Source organism: Plantactinospora veratri (assembly GCF_036421995.1).
Classification (GTDB): Bacteria; Actinomycetota; Actinomycetes; order Mycobacteriales; family Micromonosporaceae; genus Plantactinospora; species Plantactinospora veratri.
The window spans coordinates 156,180-174,086 of the sequence record NZ_JAZGQL010000006.1 but is presented as its reverse complement, the minus strand read 5'-3'; the positions used below and the strand labels follow the sequence as shown (position 1 = coordinate 174,086).

Genomic DNA, 17,907 nt, shown 5'->3' with positions numbered 1-17,907 from the left:
TCGCGGTCACGAGCCGGTGCTCCGGTAGTGGCGTACCCCGAGCCGCCACACCGCGGCGGCGATCGCGGCGGCCGGCAGCGCCACGCCCGGCGCGGCCCAGCCCACCCAGGCCGGCAGGCCCAGCGGGTCGGCCCGGCCGAGCAGCGCCAGTGCCGGGTAGTAGGCCACGAAACCGAACCCCATCCCGTACGCGAAAGCCGCTCGGAACCAGCCACTATAGACAGTCATCGGGTACGTGGTGAAGTCCCGGCCGCCGTAGGTGAACGCCGAGCCGACCTCGCCGGAGTCGATCCACCAGAACGACAGCGACGCGGTGGCCACGAAGATCGCGGCGAAGAAGACCGCACCGGCCAGCGGGGTCAGCACGGCCAGCGCCACCCGGCCCGGCGTCCAGGCCAGATCGGCGGTGACCAGCGCGACCACCAGTACACCCGCCCCGAACACCGCCCGGGCCGCCTTGCGCAGCGGCAGATCCATCAGCAGCAGTTGGGGCAGCGCGCCGAGCGGGCGGACCAGCACCGCGTCCAGCAGGCCGGTCCGGACGTACTGGCGCAGCGTCTCCACGTTGCCGACCGCGAGGTCGGCGGTGGCGAAGGCCGCCGACGAGAGGCCCACCATCACCATCGCCTCGGTCCGGTCGAAGCCGCCCAACTCCCGGGTGACCCGGAACAGCACCAGCACGGTGAGCACGTCGAGGCCGGTGGCGCCGACGTTGCTGACCAGGTCCACCACGAACGAGGTGCGGTACGACGCCTGCGACCGGGCCTGCCCGCGCAGCAGCGCCAGGTAGGCCGGTGTCCGGCGCAGCCGGTACGTCCACTCAGCCACCCTGCACCACCAGCCTGCGCTCGGCCCGGCGCTGCACCGTACGGCAGGTCAGCAGGAGCAGCCCGACCCAGAGGAGTTGCACGCCCACCATGCCGGCCTGGATCCCCGCCCCGTCCCGCTCCACGAGTACGTCCAGCGGGGTCTGCAACAGACTCGGGAACGGGGTGGCCAGCCAGAGCGGCACGGCGATCCAGTCCGGCATGAACCGCAGCGGGAAGTAGAGCCCGGCCAGTACGCCGGAGCTGAGGGTCCAGAGGATCATCGCCCCTCGGGCGTCGTGCAGCCAGTACGCGGTCGCGTTGACCAGGAACCGGCAGCCGAAGCAGATCACCACCGCCAGCCCGACGGAGAACGCGAAGAGCGGCACCGTCTGCCACCGGGTCGGCAGCGAGAGGTCGAAGAAGAGCAGCCCGGTGAGGACCGGCGGGAGGAAGCGGGTCAGCAGGGCGTACCCGGCCCGGCCGAGGTCGGTGGCGAGGTAGCTGACCACCGGGTGCACCGGGCGGAGCAGGTCGCTGGCGACCTCGCCGGTGCGGATCCGGTCGGCCAGCTCGGTCCAGCGCCAGAGCAGCACCACGGCGAGTAGTCCCTGTCCCACCCAGACGAAGGTGGCCAACTGGGCCGGGCTGTAGCCGGCGGCGTCGCCACCGGCACCGCTCGCCACGGCCAGCAGGACGTAGCAACGGAGGAAGCCGAAGACGGTGTTGGTGAAGGCGCCGGCAACGGTAGCTTGCCGATAGGTAGAGTATCGACGAAACCCCGATCCGGTTATGGCAGCAAATGTCCGGAACCATGGGATGATGTTTCGGCTGATGGGTGGTGCCACAGTGGCGGTGACCGAGCCCACGCCGTTACCCTCCTTCCGCGACCACGCTGCACCGAGCCGGGTGACTTTACCCGGAACGCCCGGCTGCCCAGCGAGATTTTTCGACGAGGTGACACCCCGTGAGTGAGCGACGCGAGCCGGCTTCCCCGGCCGCGTCGCGCGCGGTGGGGCTCACCGCTCACGACACCGTCGCCCCGCCCGGCCGCACTGGCGGCGTAGGTCCGGGAGTGCTGCGGTGAGCGGCCGGTACTCGGGCCGCTGGGGCGAGCCGGCCGAACCGTCCTGGGTGGTCGAACCGACCGCGGAGTGGGAGCCGCAGTTCCCCGGTCAGCGCTATCCCGGCGACATCGGCCACCAGCGGCGACGCCCCCGGCCGGCCGGCCGGGCACCGGTGCCGACCGGCCGGGCCAAGGTGCCGCCGCCGGGTGCCCGCCCCGGCGAGCCGGAGACGTTCGGCCGCCCCGAGCCGGTATCGAACGGGCGCCCCGAACCGACTTCTGCCGGCCGCGGGGAACCGCTGCCGAGCGGGCGCCCCGACACTCTGCCGAACGGGCGTCCCGAACCGCTGCCGAACGGGCGTCCCGGGCAGCCGGCCGGCGCACACCCGTCGGCCCGGGGGGAGGGGCCGCCGCGCGAGACGCGTACCGGACGGCTCGACCGCTGGGACAGCCGGTCCCCCGGCTGGAACCCGCCGCCGGACTCCCGGGACGACGGCCCGGACTCCCGGGACCAACCGTCGAACGGACGTGGCCGGCCACCGGCGGAATACCGCAGTGGCGGCACGGTGCCGGTCGGCCGGGACGACCGGCGGCCGCCCGGCGGCGAGCCCGGACCGCGCGGAGGTCGCGGCGAGAGCGGCTTCGCCGGTGGCCGGGCGGCCTCACAGCACGACCCGCACCGCTCCGACGACGACCGTCCGGGCCGCTCCGGCGCTGCGCCCGAGCGGCGCGGGCGGTGGCTCACCGGACCGGCGTCCGAGGAGACCCAGCCGCTGTCGGACCGGCGCCCCATGCCCGCCGACGGCCGGCCCGGACCACGGGACGGCCGGGGGCGGGTCGGGCCGGGCGGCCGCCCGGCCATGCCGGCGGCGTTCGACGGCTCCCCCGGCCCGGAGCGGGGCGCTCCCGGGCAGGACCGCGCCGACGGTTGGGCGGCGCGCTCCGGTGGCCCGGCGTATCCGGGCAGCCGCGAGGTACCGCCGGGCCGCGAGGTACCACCGGGCCGCGAGATGCCGCCGGGCCGCACGCCACCCCGGGCCCGGCCCGATCGGCCCGGCGCCGAGCCTCCGGTCCGGCGCCCCGCCGCCGGACCGTCCGGTGCACCCAGTTGGCCGGCGCAGCGCGGTCCGGCCCAGGAGCCGCGCGAGGGTCGGCGCTTCCCCGATCTGGGCTCCGGCCGTCCACCGGTACGCGACCCGCGCGGCAGCGATCCGGCCCTCCGGCCTGGCCCGGTGCCCCGGGGCGACCGGGTGGGGCCGCCGACTCCGCCCGGCGTCGACCGGCCCGCCGCCGAACTGGCCCCTGGATACGGCCGCCCGGAGCGGACGCCGGTCTCGGGTACCGACCGGGTCCCGCCACGCAGCGGCCAGCCCGACGACGCGCCGGTCCGCCCGGACCGGGTCGCCGGATATCCGGTCGTCGCCGCCGGGCCGGCGAGCCCTCCGACGGATCGGGTAGGTCCGGCCGTACCGCCCCGGACCGGCGAGCCGCCCCGGACCGGGGAACCCGCCCGCGCCGCCGAGCAGCCTCGCCCGGTCGAGCCCGCCCGCCGGATCGAACCGGCGCACCCGGTCGAGCCGGTACGCCGGGTCGAGCAGTCCCGGCCGATCGAGCCCCGCCCGGTCGACTCCGGACGCCCGGTGGAACCGCCCCGCCCCGTCGAGCCCGCCCGCGCGGCCGAGTCGACCCGACCGGTGGAGGCACCGCGCCCGGTGGAGCCGGCCCGCCCCGTCGAGCCACCCCGGCCGGTGGAACCACCGCGTCCCGTCACGCCACCCCGGCCCGTCGAACCGGCACGCCCCGTCGAGCCACCTCGGCCCGTCGAGCCGCCTCGGCCCGTCGAGCCGCCTCGGCCCGTCGAGGCGGCCCGGGCCGCGCAGGCACCGCGACCGGTCGAGCCGGCCCGGCCCGTCGAACCGGTCGAGCCGGCGGAGCCGCCGCGCGACCGGCCTGCTGGCTGGCTGACCCCGGCCGCACCCTCGGATCCGGCCCCCAAGCCGCCCCGCCAGCCGTCGGCGGAGGAGACCGGCGAGCGCCCTCCGGTCACGCCACCCCCGACCACCGGCCTACGGCTGGAGTTCCTGCCCGCGCCGACGCCCGCCGGCACACCGTCCCCGACCACACCCGTCGAGTCGACGCCGCCCGCCAGCCCGGACCCGGGCTCGGCGGTCGAAGCGGAGACCGGCGGACCGGTCGAACCAGCCGCCGCCACCCCGGCGGCGGGTACCGCCATCGAACCCGCCTCGCCCGTCCCCTCGTCCGGTCCTCCGATCGAACCGGCCGGTGCCGGGCCCGTACCGGAGGCCGGACGGGCCACCGATCTGAGTGAGACTTCCGTACCCTCCATGCCAAAGACCGGACCTGTCGCGGACCGTGCTCCAGTCGGACCGCTCACCGATGCCGCCCCGGCGGCCCCCTCCCCCACCGAGCCGGAGAGCGACCCGTCCTCGGCCGCCGACGAAGGTGCCGGCGCGGCGGACCAGCCGCGCGGCGGCGACCCCGAGCTGACGGTCGACGCCGGGGCACCGGCGTCCCCGGCGGACGACCCCGCGCCCGGGGCCACACCGGGTCCGGAAACTCCGACGGACGCGGCGGCGCAGAGCGTGTCGCCGGTCGCCGCAGCCGCTCCGGAGGAGTTGGCGCACGGCTCCGGCACCCCCGCCTCCGGGCCCACCTCCGGGCCCACCTCCGGGCCACCCGCCCCCGCGCCCACCTCGGGACCACCGGCCTCCCCGGCAGCGGTCTCCGGAGCGGCGGCCGAGGCGCCCGTCTCCGGGCCGCCGGCCGAGGCACCCACCTCCGGGCCCCCACTGGCCACCTCGCCGCCCGGCTCGCCGGTCGCCGAGGCGAGCCCGGACACGGTGCTGCCGACCGGGCCGGCCGCCGGGGCGGCGACCGCGCTGAGCGCGCCCACCATGCTCACCCCGATCATCCGGCCCGGCGGGAAACGCGGGCCGGCCGAGCCGGAACCCGCCGACGAGACGCCAGAACCGGCCGCCACCGACCCCGAACAGGTATTGGCGTCGTACGAGTGGCGGTTCCACCACGAGACCCTGCGCGAGCTGGTCGAGGACCCCGAGTCGCTACGGGCGATCCGGGACCGGTTGACGGAGAAGCTCGAACCGGCGAAGGACAACGGCACCCGGGCCCGCCTGCTGAGCCTGCGCGCGGTCGTCTCCCGCATCCTCGGCGAGCTGGGCAAGGCGCTCTCGGACGGCAAGCTGGCGCTGGCCCACGCGGAGGCGACCGGCCAGTTGCGACGGATCGCGATCGCGCAGGCCCGGTTGGCGCACGTACTCCAGTGGCGGGGGGACTTCGCCGAGGCGGACCGCCTCTTCGCCGAGGCGAACTCCTCCGAACTGCCGGACCGGTTGCGGGCCACCATGCACGAACACGCCGGACGGTCCTGCTACGACCAGGGCCGCTACATGGAAGCCTGCAACCACTTCGAGAAGGCGCTGGAGCTGCGCAAGGTCGAGGACCCGGACCTGATCGCCCGGACCGAACTCGCACTCGACGCGGTCTTCAACAAGGTCGCGCAGAACGGCTGGGGCCCGTACCCGCGCGACCGCGACGAGATCCTCCAGGTGCACAAGCCACCGGTGCCGAAGTTCAGCGAGAAGGTGCAGCGCTGGGGGTACGCCGACCCCGACGGCCAGCTCGCGATCGCGCCGAGCTACGCGGACGTGCAGCCGTTCCGGGACGGGGTGGCCTGGGTACGCCGGCCGGAGACCCGCACCTGGGAGCTGATCGACGAGACCGGTGAGCTGTTGATCGAGGCGTCCACCGGTTACCTGGGCGTCGGCTCCTTCTCCGACGGGCTGGCCTGGGTGTCCCGGGACGGCACCGGCGGCTGGATCGCGATCGACAAGGCCAACAAGGTGGTCATCCCGGCCGGCTTCGAGGACGTACGCCCGTTCCGGCGCGGTGTCGCCGCCGTCCGGCGGGGCGGCTGGGGTGCGGTCGACCGGACCGGCAAGGTGGTGCTGCCGACCCGCTACACCGGCTTCACCACCGCCCTCACCGACGGGCGGTACGTCGACGGTTTCACCGACGAGGGGCTGGCGATCGTCGACGCGGGCGGTCGCAAGGGCGTGGTGGACCGGTCCGGGCAGGTACTGGTCGCGCCGGCCCACCCGGCGCTGGTGATCCACCCGGTCGCTTTCCTGATCGGCAACGGCACCGGGCAGTGGGGTGCGCTGGACCGCCGGGGCGAGCCGTTGATCGACCCGGTGCACCCGAGCCGGAACGACGTGATGGAGGAGATCGACCGGCTGCTCGCCGACACCAAGCCCGTGCTGTAGGGCGCCAGGCCCCGTGCTGTAGGGCGCCGGGCCCGCGCTGTGATCTGCGTTCCTCACCCCCTCGCCCAACCTGATCCACTCGGGGTACGAGGACTAGGGTCGTAGGTATGGAATTCCGACACCTTGGCCGCTCGGGCCTGCTGATCAGCGAGATCTCGTACGGAAACTGGATCACCCACGGCTCCCAGATCGAGGAGGAGGCCGCGCTGGAGTGCGTACGCGCGGCTCTGGAGGTCGGGATCACCACCTTCGACACCGCCGACGTCTACGCCGGCACGAAGGCGGAGTCGGTGCTGGGCCGGGCCCTGAAGGGCGAGCGCCGGGAGGGCCTGGAGATCCTCACCAAGGTCTACTGGCCGACCGGCGAGGGCCGCAACGACCGGGGCCTGTCCCGCAAGCACATCATGGAGTCGATCAACGGCTCGCTGCGCCGGCTCCAGACCGACTACGTCGACGTCTACCAGGCGCACCGGTACGACTACTCCACCCCGCTGGAGGAGACGATGGAGGCGTTCGCCGACGTCGTGCACTCCGGCAAGGCGCACTACATCGGCGTCTCGGAGTGGAAGGCGTCGGAGATCCGGGCCGCGCACGCGCTGGCCCGCGAGCTGAAGATCCAGCTCGTCTCGAACCAGCCGCAGTACTCGATGCTGTGGCGGGTCATCGAGGGCGAGGTCGTACCGACCAGCCAGGAACTCGGCGTCGGCCAGATCGTCTTCTCGCCGATCGGCCAGGGCGTGCTGACCGGCAAGTACCTGCCCGGCCAGGAGCCGCCGGCCGGCTCGCGGGCGACCGACACCTCCGGCGGGGCGGGCTTCATCGCCCGGTTCATGTCCGACGAGGTGCTGACCCGGGTACAGCGGCTCAAGCCGCTCGCCGAGCAGGCCGGCCTCAGCATGGCCCAGCTCGCGGTCGCCTGGGTGCTGCAGAACCCGAACGTCTCCTCGGCGATCATCGGCGCCTCCCGGCCGGAGCAGGTGCGCGACAACGTCAAGGCGGCCGGGGTGAAGCTCGACGCCGAACTGCTCAAGGCGATCGACGAGATCGTCGACCCGATCACCGAGCGGGACCCGGCCAAGACGCAGAGCCCGGCCCAGCGCCCGTAGCGGCGGTGTAAGGAAGGGCCCCCGCTTATACAAAAAGCGATAAGCGGGGGCCCTTCCTTACACCTCAGCCCTGCCAGAAGCGGATCAGGCGCAGGCCCTCGACGTAGAGGTAGTCGGGTAGACCGATCACGTCGCCGACCGCGAAGACCCCGTCGAAGAACCAGCCGCCGACGCGCGGGTTCCAGAGCAGGGCGAAGAGCAGGATGAAGCCGAACGGCGCCATCAGGTCGTAGCCGCGCCGCCACTGTGCGTTCAGCCAGGGCTGGACGACGTTGCCGCCGTCCAGACCCGGTACCGGCAGCAGGTTGAGCACGCTCGCGGTCAACTGGAGGAAGGCGAGCAGCGCGACGCCGGACCAGAACTCCGGCCGGGCGAAGACGTCCACCCCGATCGCGAACGGGATGACCAGCAGCAGCGCGAAGAGCACGTTGGTGGCCGGACCGGCGAGGCTGACCAGCGAGTGCCGGAGCCGGCCGGGGATCTGGTGCCGGTCCACCCAGACGGCACCGCCGGGCAGGCCGATGCCGCCGAGCAGCACCACCGCCACCGGCAGGATGATCGACAACAGCGGGTGGCTGTATTTCAACGGGTTGAGGGTCAGGTAGCCGCGGTGCGCCACCGAACGGTCACCGGACCGGTACGCCACCACGGCGTGCGCGTACTCGTGCAGGCAGAGCGAGACCAGCCAGCCCGAGACGACGAAGAGGAAGACGTCGAGCCGGAGGTTGCCGAACCCGTTCCACGCCATCGCGCCGCTGGTCACGAAGAGCGCGACCAGGGCCAGGAAGATCGGGCTGGGCCGGAACGCCTCCCGGGGCACGCCGAGGACCAGCCGGTCCCGGCCGCGTTGGTCGAAGTCCATCGGCATCACTCGGCCGCGGGCAGCAGGCTCATCCGGTATTCCACCCGGTCGTCCTCGACCAGCAGCACCGAGGCGACACCCGAGGCGGCGAGCTCACGCCAGGTCTGGCCGATCCAGGACTCGGCGTCGGCCTGGCTGCTGAACGCCTCGGCCGGTCCGTTCACCGGATCGCCGTCCGCGCCCTCGTACCGCCAGCTCCACGGCATGTCGCGTCTCCCCTCGCCGATCTTCGCGCCGACAAACCTCCGCCAGCCTAGTCGGCCGGCCGGTGCCAGCCAGTCAGAGCGGTCCGGAGCGGGTTGCGCACCCGTACCTCACCGCGAACTGCCCAGCCGAGCGCTCTAAGGTACGGGCATGTCCGTAGACGGGTGGAGCAGGCTCCTGGTGCTGGGCGGGATCCGCTCCGGCAAGTCCGAGTTCGCCGAGTCGCTGCTGAAGGACGTACCGGTTGTCCGTTATGTCGCGACAGCCGTGACCGCCCCGGACGACCCGGAGTGGACGGCCCGGATCGACACACACCGGCTGCGCCGTCCGGCGGGCTGGACGACCGAGGAGGCCAACGCCGACCCGTCCCGGCTCGCCGGACTGATCGCCGACGCCGGACCCGGCGACACGCTGCTCGTCGAGGACCTCGGCGGCTGGGTGACCGTGCTGCTCGACCCGGCGCACCAGCCCGCCGACGACGTCGCCACCATCGGCGAACTCGGTGCGGCGATCCGGGACTGCCCGGCCCGACTGGTGCTGGTCAGCCCCGAGGTGGGGCTCTCGACGGTGCCGGTCACCCCGCTCGGGCGGGCCTTCGCCGACGCGCTCGGCACCACCAACCAGACGGTCGCGGACGCCTGTGACGCGGTGGTGCTGGTGATCGCCGGACAGCCGGCCTGGTTGAAGGCCGGGGCGGACCAGGCGCTGCCGGCTCCGGACGGCGCCGGCCAGCCTGGCGTACCGGCGCAGGCCGACCGGGCCGCCGCCGACCGGGCCACCCCGGCCCCGTCGGCCTGGACCGAGGTACTGGGCGCGGTGCCGCAGGTCCTCCGTCCGACCGTGATCCCGGCCCCGGCGGCCGAATCGGCGCCACCGAGCGGGCCGGAGAACGCGAGGGGCTGGACCGCGCCGACCATGGCGCTGCCGATGGTCGCCACCGGCCTGGTCATCCAGCCCGGGATGGACCTGCCGATGCCGGACGAGTACGCCGGACCCGCCGCCGTCGACCGGCTCGGCACGCTCGACCTGCCCGGCGCCGGCCTCGGTCACCTGGAGCGGGTGGTCTCGTTCGCCGCCGCCACGCAGGGTACGGCGACTCCGCAGCCCTGGCGCTCGGTCCGGGTACTGCTGCTGCACGGCGACCACTCCGGCGGTGCCGCCGCCGGCGCGGTACCCGGTGAGTCGGCCCGCCGCGCCGAACAGGCCCGGCAGGGCACCGGGCCGATCGCCCGGCTGGCGGCCGAGTCCGGTGCCACCCTCCAGGTGGTCGAGGCACCGCTGTCCCGGGCGATCGAGGAGGGTCCGGCGCTGACCGCCGACGAGGTCGACGCGGCGCTGCGCTACGGCTGGCGGCTCGCCGAGGAGGCGGTGGACGCCGGGGTGGACCTGCTGGTCCTCGCCGCCTGCGGTGCCGGTACCGAGGCCGCCGCTTCGGCCGTACTGGCGGCCACGGCCGGCGCCGAACCCGCGGCGGTGCTCGGCCGGGTGGTGACCCTCGGCGGACGGGTGGACGACGAGGCGTGGATGCTGCGCTGCGCGGCGGTACGGGACGCGATGCACCGCACCCGGCGCAGCCCGCGGGACGCCAAGGACGTACTCGCCGAACTCGGCGGCGGCGACCTGGCGATCGCCACCGGCGTGCTGCTCGGCGCGACCGCCCGGCGTACCCCGGTGCTGCTGGACGGGCCGGTCGGGGTGGCGGCCGGGCTGGTCAGCCGGGACCTCGCCGGCCAGGCCCGGCACTGGTGCCTGCTGCCGGACCACGGCGACCACCCGGCGGTCAAGCTCGGCGCCGACGTGCTCGACCTGACCCCGCTGCTCGACCTGCGACTCGGCCTCGGTGAGGGCGCCGCCGCGCTGGCCGCGCTGCCGCTGCTGCGCTCGGCGCTGACCCTCGCCGGCACCCTGCCGGTGCATCCGAGCCTGGCGACCGCCGACCCGGCCGACCCGGCGGAGGGCGGTGGGACCGGGCCAGCCGACGAGTCGCTTCCGCCGGTGCCGGACCCGGCCGAGCCGTGGGCGCCCGGCCCGGCCGGCGACCGGCCGGGGCAGGGCGACGACAGCCCCGACGACGACCAGGAGTTCATCGAGCCTCCGCCGGCCGGCCCCGGCCCGACCACCGTCCCGAAGGACGCCACCGGGCCCGACGACGCCACCGGGCCCGACGACGCCACCGGGCAGCCGTCGACGGACGCGCCGCCATCCGGACAGCCGACGTCCGACACCCCGGCACTGCCGGGACAGCCGACGACCGGGACGCCGCCACCCGGACAGCCGTCGACCGGCGGCACCGGGTCGGTGGACGACCGGGACGCCGGGTCGGCCGGCGACCGGGACGCCGGGCGGGTGGGCGGCGCCACCGTGCCACCGGGTGTCTGAGGGCCGGTTCGCGGCCGGCGGCCGGCTGGCCCTGACCACCTTCACCGTCGCGCCGCTGCGGGCCGGTCGGGTCGACCGCGCCACCGCCGGTACGGCGATGACCCTGGCCCCGCTGGTCGGCGCCCTGCTCGGGCTGATCCTCGCCGGGCTGCTCGGCGGACTGGCGGCGATCGCCCCGCCACTGGTCGCCGCTGGGGTGACCGTGGCCGCGGCGGCGCTGCTGACCCGGGGACTGCACCTGGACGGGCTGGCCGACACCGTGGACGCGCTCGGCTCGTACCGCTCCGGGGAGGCGGCGCTGCGGATCATGCGGCAGCCGGACGTCGGCCCGTTCGGGGTGACCGCGCTGCTCCTGGTACTCCTGCTCCAGGCCGCGTCGTTCGCGGCGCTGGCGGCCCGGCCGTGGACCGCGCTGCTCGCGGCGCTGGCCGCCGGTGCCGCGACCGGCCGGCTGGCGGTGAGCTGGGCCTGCCGGCGCGGTGTCCCGGCGGCCCGCCCGGAGGGGCTCGGCGCGCTGGTCGCCGGCACCGTCGGCCCGGCGGCGCTGTTCGGGCTCTCGGCCGGGGTGGCGCTGCTCGCCGTGCCGGCGGTGCCGGACCGCCCCTGGCAGGGCCCGCTCGCGGTCGCCGTGGCGCTGGCCGGCACGCTGCTGCTGGTCCGGCACGTGGTACGCCGGATCGGCGGCATCACCGGCGACGTGCTCGGCGCCAGCGTCGAACTCGGCGGCACGCTGTTCTACCTCGGGGTGGTGCTGACCGGCTGACCGGGCAGGCGTTCGCGGGTAGCGTTCGCGAAAAGGACACCAGCACGAGTTTCAGGCCGACAGGCGGTCGAGCGGGGGACGTTATGCTCATCACGGACGATTTCCTGCCCGTGCCGGTCCCGGAGTCGTTGACCGCGACCTACCTGGTGCCCACCACCGGCCAGGTCGACCCGGCCCCGGCCGAGGCGGTGGCCGCGCTGGGCGGCCGGCTCTCCGGACCGGTGCACGACCTGGCCCGGCAGATGCTGGACAGCCCGCTGATGACGGTCGACACCCGGCCGATCGCCGAGTTCCCGCACCTGCCGCCGGACCTGCTCACCGCGTTCGGGGCCACCGACACCCAGTTGGCCCGGCTCGACGCCGCCACCGACCTGGTGGTGGTGCAGGCCAGCTACCGGCCGGGCTGGCCACCCGCGCACGAGTGGGCGGCCCGGACCGTCGCCTGCGCCGTCGCCGAGTCCCTCGGCGCCGACCTGGTGGACGTCTTCGCGTTGCAGTTCCTCGACCCGGCCACCGCGCTGCGCTCGCTGCCGGACGCCGAGGGCCGGGTACGTCTGATCGACTGGGTCCTGGTGCCGTACTCGTCCGACGACGGCGGGCTCTGGTTCACCACCAAGGGACTGCGCCGGTTCGGGCTGCTGGAGTTGCAGGCCCAGGGGGTGCCGACGCACCTGACCCGGGCCTGGGGCGCGGTGATGACCGGGGCGGCCCGGCGACTGCTCCGGGCCTGGACCGACGGGCTCACCGACAGCGAGGTGCCGGCCTTCGTCCAGTTGCCGGTGGTCACCTCGGTCACCGGCCACGACATCGCGGTGGCGTACGGCAACCCGCAGCAGCACGACACCACCGGCCCGGCGGCACTGCGGCTGGAACTCGACCCCGCCACCGACCCGGACGCCGACTCGTTCCTGACCCTGCTGCCGCCGACCGGCCATCCCGGCCCGGCCGGGCGGTACTTCGCCGCGGTCTGCGCCGCCCTCTTCGGCGCCGCCGCCCAGTCCGACGTCCGGTACGCCCGGCCGGACGACGCGATGGCCCGGGCGATCGCCACCGCCCGGGACGGGCTGCCCGGCATCCGGGAGCGGTTCCTCGCCGGCACGCTGCCGGAGGGGGTGCAGCTGCTGGTCAAGTACGGCCTGCCGACCGACGAGGGGCCGGAGTTCGTCTGGGCCGGGGTGACCTCGTGGGCGACACCGGAACGGATCGTCGGGGCCAGCGCCAGCGACGCCACGGCCGATCCGGCGGTCCGGATCGGCCGGCCGGTCGTGGTCGACGCCGTCGACGTGGTCGACTGGGCCCTGCTGGACGGCAGCGGGGTGATCGAGGGCGGCTGGACGCAGGCCGTACTCGACGCCGGCGACCGCTCCCAGCGCTGACCCTGCTCCCAGCGCCGACCCCGCGGGCGTTACCTGACGGAGGGCTGCACGAACGGGGGCCGGACCACCCGCATCGTCGCGCGGCGGCCCCGGACGTCGACCACGACCTCGTCGTCCTGGCCCAGCCCGGCGGCGCTGTCCAGCAGGGCGAGGGCGATGCCGGCCTTCCGGGTCGGCGAGAAGGTGCCGCTGGTGACCGTGCCGACCGGCGTGCCGTCGGCGGCGGAGAGCACCGCCATGCCCGGCCGCGGGATGCCCCGGTCCAGCGCCAGCAGTCCCCAGAGGGTACGGCGCGGCCCGGCCGCCTTCTCGGCGAGCAGCGCGTCCCGGCCCCAGAACGCCGGCTTGTCCCAGCCGACCGCCCAGCCCGCCCGGGCCTGCACCGGGGTGATCTCCGGGGAGAGGTCCTGGCCGTGCAGCGGGTAGCCCATCTCGGTCCGCAGGGTGTCCCGGGCGCCGAGCCCGCAGGCGCGGATCCCGTACGGCTCGCCGGCCGCCAGCAGCGCGTCCCAGACCGTGGTCGCCGCCTCGGCCGGGACCACCAGCTCGTACCCGTGCTCGCCGGTGTAACCGGTCCGGCAGACCACCAGCGACACCAGGTCACCGGCCGGAGTGGGCGCCCCGGCGGTGGAGAAGCCGAGTTCGGCGGTGGAGAAGCTCATGTAGTCGTGTCCGGTCGGCAGTCCGAGGGTGCCGAGCAGTTCGGCCGAGCGCGGCCCCTGCACCGCCAGTACGGCGTACGCCTCGTGCTCGTCCGTCACGGTGATCCCGTCCGGGGCGGCGGCGCGGAGCCGGCGTACCACCTCGGCGGTGTTGGCGGCGTTCGGGATCAGGAAGACGTGCTCGGGGCCGTGCAGGTAGGCGATGATGTCGTCCACCACGCCGCCGGTGGCCTCGTCGCAGCAGAGCGTGTACTGCGCCCGCCCCGGCCCGATCCGGCCGAGGTCGTTGCTGAGGCAGGCGTTGACGAAGTCGGCCGCCCCCGGGCCGGTGACCCGGGCCTTGCCGAGGTGGGAGACGTCGAACACACCCACCCCGGTACGCACCGCGGTGTGCTCCCGGAGGACCCCGCCGCCGGTGTACTCCAGCGGCATGGACCAGCCGCCGAAGGCGGCGAACTTGGCGCCGAGCGCGGCGTGCCGCTCGTGCAGCGGCGACTGGCGGAGTACGTCGGCGGAAGGTTCCGGGGCCTCGCCGGTCACCTGCGTCGGGTCGGTCATGGGTCGCAACCTACCTGCGATCCGGCTGATGGTTAGCATCGGCGGGACCCCTCCGGCGGACCGTCGGCGGGACAGCCCCTTCGTCCGGCGGGTAGGTTGCGCCGGAGACCACAACGCCCGGCCGCAACCAGGCGGCCGGCCACGCCCGTCCGGAGCCGCGCAGTGACATCGCCCAGCACCAGCCTCAGCCTGGTCGACACCGACCCCGCCGAACTCGCCGTCGACGCCATCGTCATCGGGTTGCACAGCCAGACGGCGGAAGACCCGGGCTCTGGCGCCGACGCCGCCGGGGCCCTGCTCCTCGCGACCGGCGCGGAGAGCATCGCCGCGGCGTTCGACGGCCGGCTGACGGAGACCCTGGCACTGCTGGGCGCCACCGGCGGCCCGGGTGAGGTGATCAAGCTGGCCACCCTGGGCACCATCACGGCGCCGCTGGTCGTCGCCGTGGGGCTCGGTCCCGAGCCCACCGGCGCGGCACCGGCACCGGAGACGCTGCGCCGGGCGGCCGCCTCGGCCGTCCGGGCGCTGGCCGGCGCCGAGCGGGTGGCGCTGACCCTTCCGCTGCCCGACGACGAGGACGGCCCGGCCGCACTGCGCGCCACCGCCGAGGGCGCGCTGCTCGGGGCGTACCGGTTCGCCGGCTACAAGACCCGGCCGCAGCCGACCCGCCGCTCGCCGGTCGCCGCGATCGCGGTGCACGTGCCGGACGCCGGTGACGACCGGGCCCAGGCGGAGATCACCCGGGCCGGTGTGGTCGCCGGGGCGGTCACCCGTACCCGGGACTGGGTGAACACGGCGCCGAACGAGCTGCGCCCGCCCTCCTTCGCCGACTCGGTGGCCGCCGCTGCCCGGGAGGCGGGGCTCGGCGTGGAGGTCCTCGACGAGCAGGCGCTGGCCGCCGGCGGCTACGGCGGCATCCTCGCCGTCGGGCTCGGCTCGGAGGCGCCGCCCCGACTGGTGAAGCTCAGCTACGACCCGGCCGCCGCCGGTGCCGCCGGGTCGGTGAAGCGGCTCGCGCTGGTGGGCAAGGGCATCACCTTCGACACCGGGGGTGTCTCGATCAAGCCGGCCCAGGGCATGTGGGAGATGAAGTCCGACATGGCCGGCGCGGCGGCGGTCGCCGCCACGATGCTGGCGATCGCCGAGTTGAAGCCGGCGGTGGCGGTGACGGCGTACCTGCCGATGGCCGAGAACATGCCGTCGGCGACCGCGTACCGGCCGGGCGACGTGGTGACGATGTACAACGGCAAGCGGGTCGAGGTGCTCAACACCGACGCCGAGGGGCGGATGGTCCTCGGTGACGCGATGGCCCGGGCCTGCGAGGACGGCTGCGACTACCTGGTCGAGACCTCGACGCTGACCGGCGGCCAGGTGGTGGCGCTGGGCAAGCGGGTGGCCGGGGTGATGGGCAGCACCGACCTCTGCCAGCGGGTCCAGCAGGCCGGCGACGCGGCCGGCGAGCCGACCTGGCCGATGCCGCTGCCGGACGACGTCCGCAAGGGCATGGACTCCGAGGTCGCGGACATCTCCCAGGTGAACGCGTCGATGGACCGGGCCGGTCACATGCTCCAGGGCGGCGTCTTCCTGCGCGAGTTCGTCGCCGACGAGGTGCCGTGGGCGCACATCGACATCGCCGGGCCGAGCTACCACTCGGGCGAGCCGACCGGGTACTGGACCAAGGGCGGCACCGGAGTGCCGGTGCGTACCCTGCTGGAGCTGGTCGACGACATCGCCGCGAACGACTGAGCCGGCGCGCCGCCGGCCCCGGGATTGGGGTCGGCGGTCGCCGGGCGGTCAGGTCGTGGGCCGCCGCTTGCGACGCTCGTTGAAGTCGCGCATCCGCTGCGGATAGCCGACCAGCCGGACGTCGTAGACCGGGATCGCCATCTTGTGGGCGAACCGCCGGGCGCCGTCCGGGCCGTCGATCCGGCGCCGGGTCCATTCGCCGTCGTGCGCGATCAGCATGACGGTGGTCTCGGTCACGGTCGTCCGGGGCTCGATGAACGCCTCGACACCGCGCTTCGACCGGACGAACTGTTCAAGATGGTCAAGATCGGCACGGCTGGCGGGACGGTCACCCGCCGTGACAACGGCCTTCTTGCGTCGGCGAAACCAGGCCAACCCGACCCTCTCCTCCCCGGCATGGCCGCCCCGCGACGAAACTGGCGACTTCCGGCAAGCGTACGTCCCGACGACGTGTCCTTGGGCACCTCGGTACGCGGCCCGCTTCCACTAGTGACAAGATGACCGAGGTGGGCGCTCCCCGGTCGGCGACTGTCAGTTCCGGAGAAAGTCCACGCCACACCGGCCGGAGAACCCGACCGGGGTGGCGGTATGCCCGGTTGACCGGCATCACCCTCGTAGCAGCGACGCGACCTGGGAGTTAACTGTGAGCGAGCCGAACGGCGGAACGTTCGATGTCGTCATCCTCGGAGGTGGCAGCGGCGGGTACGCGGCGGCGCTGCGCGCCGCCCAACTGGACCTCTCGGTCGCGATGATCGAGAAGGGCAAGGTCGGCGGCACCTGCCTGCACAACGGCTGCATCCCCACGAAGGCGCTGCTGCATGCGGCCGAGATCGCCGACCAGACCCGCGAGTCGGAGCAGTTCGGGGTCAAGGCCGAACTGGTCGGCATCGACATGGCCGGCGTCAACTCGTACAAGGACGGCGTGATCTCGCGGCTCTACAAGGGCCTGCAAGGGCTGATCAAGGGCGCCAAGATCACCCTGGTCGAGGGCGAGGGCAAGCTCGTCTCCGCCGACACCGTCGAGGCGAACGGGGCCCGCTACACCGGCCGTAACGTCATCCTGGCCACCGGCTCGTACGCCCGGACCCTGCCCGGCCTGGAGGTCGACGGCGAGCGGGTGATCACCAGCGACCACGCGCTGACCCTGGACCGGGTGCCGACCTCGGCGATCGTGCTCGGCGGCGGCGTGATCGGCGTCGAGTTCGCCAGCGTCTGGAAGTCCTTCGGCGTCGACGTGACGATCATCGAGGCGCTGCCCCGGCTGGTGGCGGCCGAGGACGAGGAGTCGTCCAAGGCGCTGGAGCGGGCGTTCCGCAAGCGCGGCATCGGGTTCAAGACCGGCAAGCGGTTCGAGAAGGTGGAGCACACCGAGAAGGGCGTCAAGGTCACCATCGAGGGGGGCGAGACCTTCGAGGCCGAGGTGCTGCTGGTCGCGGTCGGCCGTGGGCCGAACACCGCCAACCTCGGTTACGAGGAGCAGGGCGTCAAGATCGACCGTGGCTTCGTGATCACTGACGAGCGGCTGCGTACCGGCGTGCCGAACGTCTACGCGGTCGGCGACATCGTGCCCGGCCTCCAGCTCGCGCACCGGGGCTTCCAGCAGGGCATCTTCGTGGCCGAGGAGATCGCCGGCCGCAACCCCGCGGTGATCGACGAGAACGGCATCCCCCGGGTCACCTACTCCGACCCGGAGCTGGCCTCGGTCGGGCTCACCGAGGCCCGCGCCAAGGAGCAGTACGGCGCCGACAAGGTGAAGACCTACAACTACAACCTCGGTGGCAACGGCAAGAGCCAGATCCTCAAGACCGCCGGCTTCGTCAAGCTGGTCCGGGTCGACGACGGTCCCGTGGTCGGCCTGCACATGGTGGGGGCCCGGGTCGGCGAGCTGGTCGGCGAGGCGCAGCTCATCTTCAACTGGGAGGCGTACCCGGCCGAGGTGGCGCAGCTCATCCACGCCCACCCCACCCAGAGCGAGGCGCTCGGCGAGGCGCACCTGGCCCTGGCCGGCAAGCCGCTGCACGCACACGCCTGACCACAGAATCTCCGCGCCCGCCCGGCACCAACCGGGCCAGGAA

12 protein-coding genes and 1 pseudogene are annotated in these 17,907 nt (G+C 74.5%); 7 read left to right on the top strand and 6 right to left on the bottom strand.

The features are described from left to right. Positions 1 to 6: 6 nt before the first annotated feature. Positions 7 to 828: an ABC transporter permease gene (locus V1634_RS10180; RefSeq protein WP_331207508.1), complete on the bottom strand. Its 822-nt coding sequence runs from the start codon at positions 826 to 828 to the stop codon at positions 7 to 9. Next, positions 821 to 1,492, bottom strand: coding sequence for an ABC transporter permease (locus V1634_RS10175; protein WP_331207507.1), 672 nt, complete (start codon positions 1,490 to 1,492; stop codon positions 821 to 823). The genes V1634_RS10180 and V1634_RS10175 overlap by 8 nt, the downstream gene beginning before the upstream one ends. Before the next feature lie 397 nt (positions 1,493 to 1,889). Here V1634_RS10175 and V1634_RS10170 point away from each other — a divergent pair, with 397 nt between their 5' ends. Continuing rightward, positions 1,890 to 6,176: a WG repeat-containing protein gene (locus V1634_RS10170; protein WP_331207506.1), complete on the top strand. Its 4,287-nt coding sequence runs from the start codon at positions 1,890 to 1,892 to the stop codon at positions 6,174 to 6,176. Between the two features lie 107 nt (positions 6,177 to 6,283). Continuing rightward, on the top strand, positions 6,284 to 7,282 hold the full coding sequence (locus V1634_RS10165) for an aldo/keto reductase family protein (RefSeq protein WP_331207505.1): 999 nt from the start codon (positions 6,284 to 6,286) through the stop codon (positions 7,280 to 7,282). Positions 7,283 to 7,346: 64 nt separating this feature from the next. Here the strand turns inward: V1634_RS10165 and V1634_RS10160 are convergent, their stop codons facing one another. Both V1634_RS10160 and V1634_RS10155 read right to left on the bottom strand, forming a co-directional pair. Next, positions 7,347 to 8,144, bottom strand: coding sequence for a site-2 protease family protein (locus V1634_RS10160; protein ID WP_331207504.1), 798 nt, complete (start codon positions 8,142 to 8,144; stop codon positions 7,347 to 7,349). A gap of 5 nt (positions 8,145 to 8,149) precedes the next feature. Beyond that, positions 8,150 to 8,350, bottom strand: coding sequence for a hypothetical protein (locus V1634_RS10155; protein WP_331207503.1), 201 nt, complete (start codon positions 8,348 to 8,350; stop codon positions 8,150 to 8,152). Positions 8,351 to 8,498: 148 nt separating this feature from the next. Here V1634_RS10155 and V1634_RS10150 point away from each other — a divergent pair. The 3 genes and pseudogenes from V1634_RS10150 to V1634_RS10140 all read left to right on the top strand — a co-directional run. After that, positions 8,499 to 10,496 (top strand): annotated as a pseudogene (locus V1634_RS10150) (bifunctional adenosylcobinamide kinase/adenosylcobinamide-phosphate guanylyltransferase); the annotation flags it as partial. Between the two features lie 223 nt (positions 10,497 to 10,719). After that, positions 10,720 to 11,490, top strand: a complete 771-nt coding sequence (locus V1634_RS10145) for an adenosylcobinamide-GDP ribazoletransferase (protein WP_331207502.1) — start codon at positions 10,720 to 10,722, stop codon at positions 11,488 to 11,490. A gap of 83 nt (positions 11,491 to 11,573) precedes the next feature. Beyond that, complete coding sequence (locus V1634_RS10140; protein ID WP_331207501.1) at positions 11,574 to 12,866, top strand: DUF2314 domain-containing protein; 1,293 nt, start codon at positions 11,574 to 11,576, stop codon at positions 12,864 to 12,866. Between the two features lie 29 nt (positions 12,867 to 12,895). On the opposite strand, the gene gcvT is transcribed toward V1634_RS10140, so the two are convergent. Next, on the bottom strand, positions 12,896 to 14,086 hold the full coding sequence (gene gcvT / locus V1634_RS10135) for a glycine cleavage system aminomethyltransferase GcvT (RefSeq protein WP_331207500.1): 1,191 nt from the start codon (positions 14,084 to 14,086) through the stop codon (positions 12,896 to 12,898). Between the two features lie 162 nt (positions 14,087 to 14,248). On the opposite strand from gcvT, the gene V1634_RS10130 reads away from it, so the two are divergent. Then, positions 14,249 to 15,832 carry a leucyl aminopeptidase gene (locus V1634_RS10130; protein WP_331207499.1) on the top strand — a complete coding sequence of 528 codons (1,584 nt, stop codon included), beginning with the start codon at positions 14,249 to 14,251 and terminating at the stop codon, positions 15,830 to 15,832. A gap of 48 nt (positions 15,833 to 15,880) precedes the next feature. Here the strand turns inward: V1634_RS10130 and V1634_RS10125 are convergent, their stop codons facing one another. After that, complete coding sequence (locus tag V1634_RS10125; RefSeq protein ID WP_331207498.1) at positions 15,881 to 16,207, bottom strand: hypothetical protein; 327 nt, start codon at positions 16,205 to 16,207, stop codon at positions 15,881 to 15,883. A 268-nt stretch (positions 16,208 to 16,475) separates the two neighbouring features. Between V1634_RS10125 and lpdA the strand changes: the two genes are divergently transcribed. Then, a complete protein-coding gene (lpdA, locus tag V1634_RS10120; protein ID WP_331207497.1) occupies positions 16,476 to 17,864 on the top strand; it encodes a dihydrolipoyl dehydrogenase in 1,389 nt (462 codons plus the stop codon). Positions 17,865 to 17,907 lie beyond the last annotated feature (43 nt).

What these genes read in the sequence shown, in the direction of transcription:
- V1634_RS10165 (WP_331207505.1), top strand. Translation starts at nt 6,284, where the DNA reads ATGGAATTCCGACACCTTGGCCGCTCGGGCCTGCTGATCAGCGAGATC.
- gcvT (WP_331207500.1), bottom strand. Translation starts at nt 14,086, where the DNA reads ATGACCGACCCGACGCAGGTGACCGGCGAGGCCCCGGAACCTTCCGCC.
- V1634_RS10160 (WP_331207504.1), bottom strand. Translation starts at nt 8,144, where the DNA reads ATGGACTTCGACCAACGCGGCCGGGACCGGCTGGTCCTCGGCGTGCCC.
- V1634_RS10155 (WP_331207503.1), bottom strand. Translation starts at nt 8,350, where the DNA reads ATGCCGTGGAGCTGGCGGTACGAGGGCGCGGACGGCGATCCGGTGAAC.
- V1634_RS10140 (WP_331207501.1), top strand. Translation starts at nt 11,574, where the DNA reads ATGCTCATCACGGACGATTTCCTGCCCGTGCCGGTCCCGGAGTCGTTG.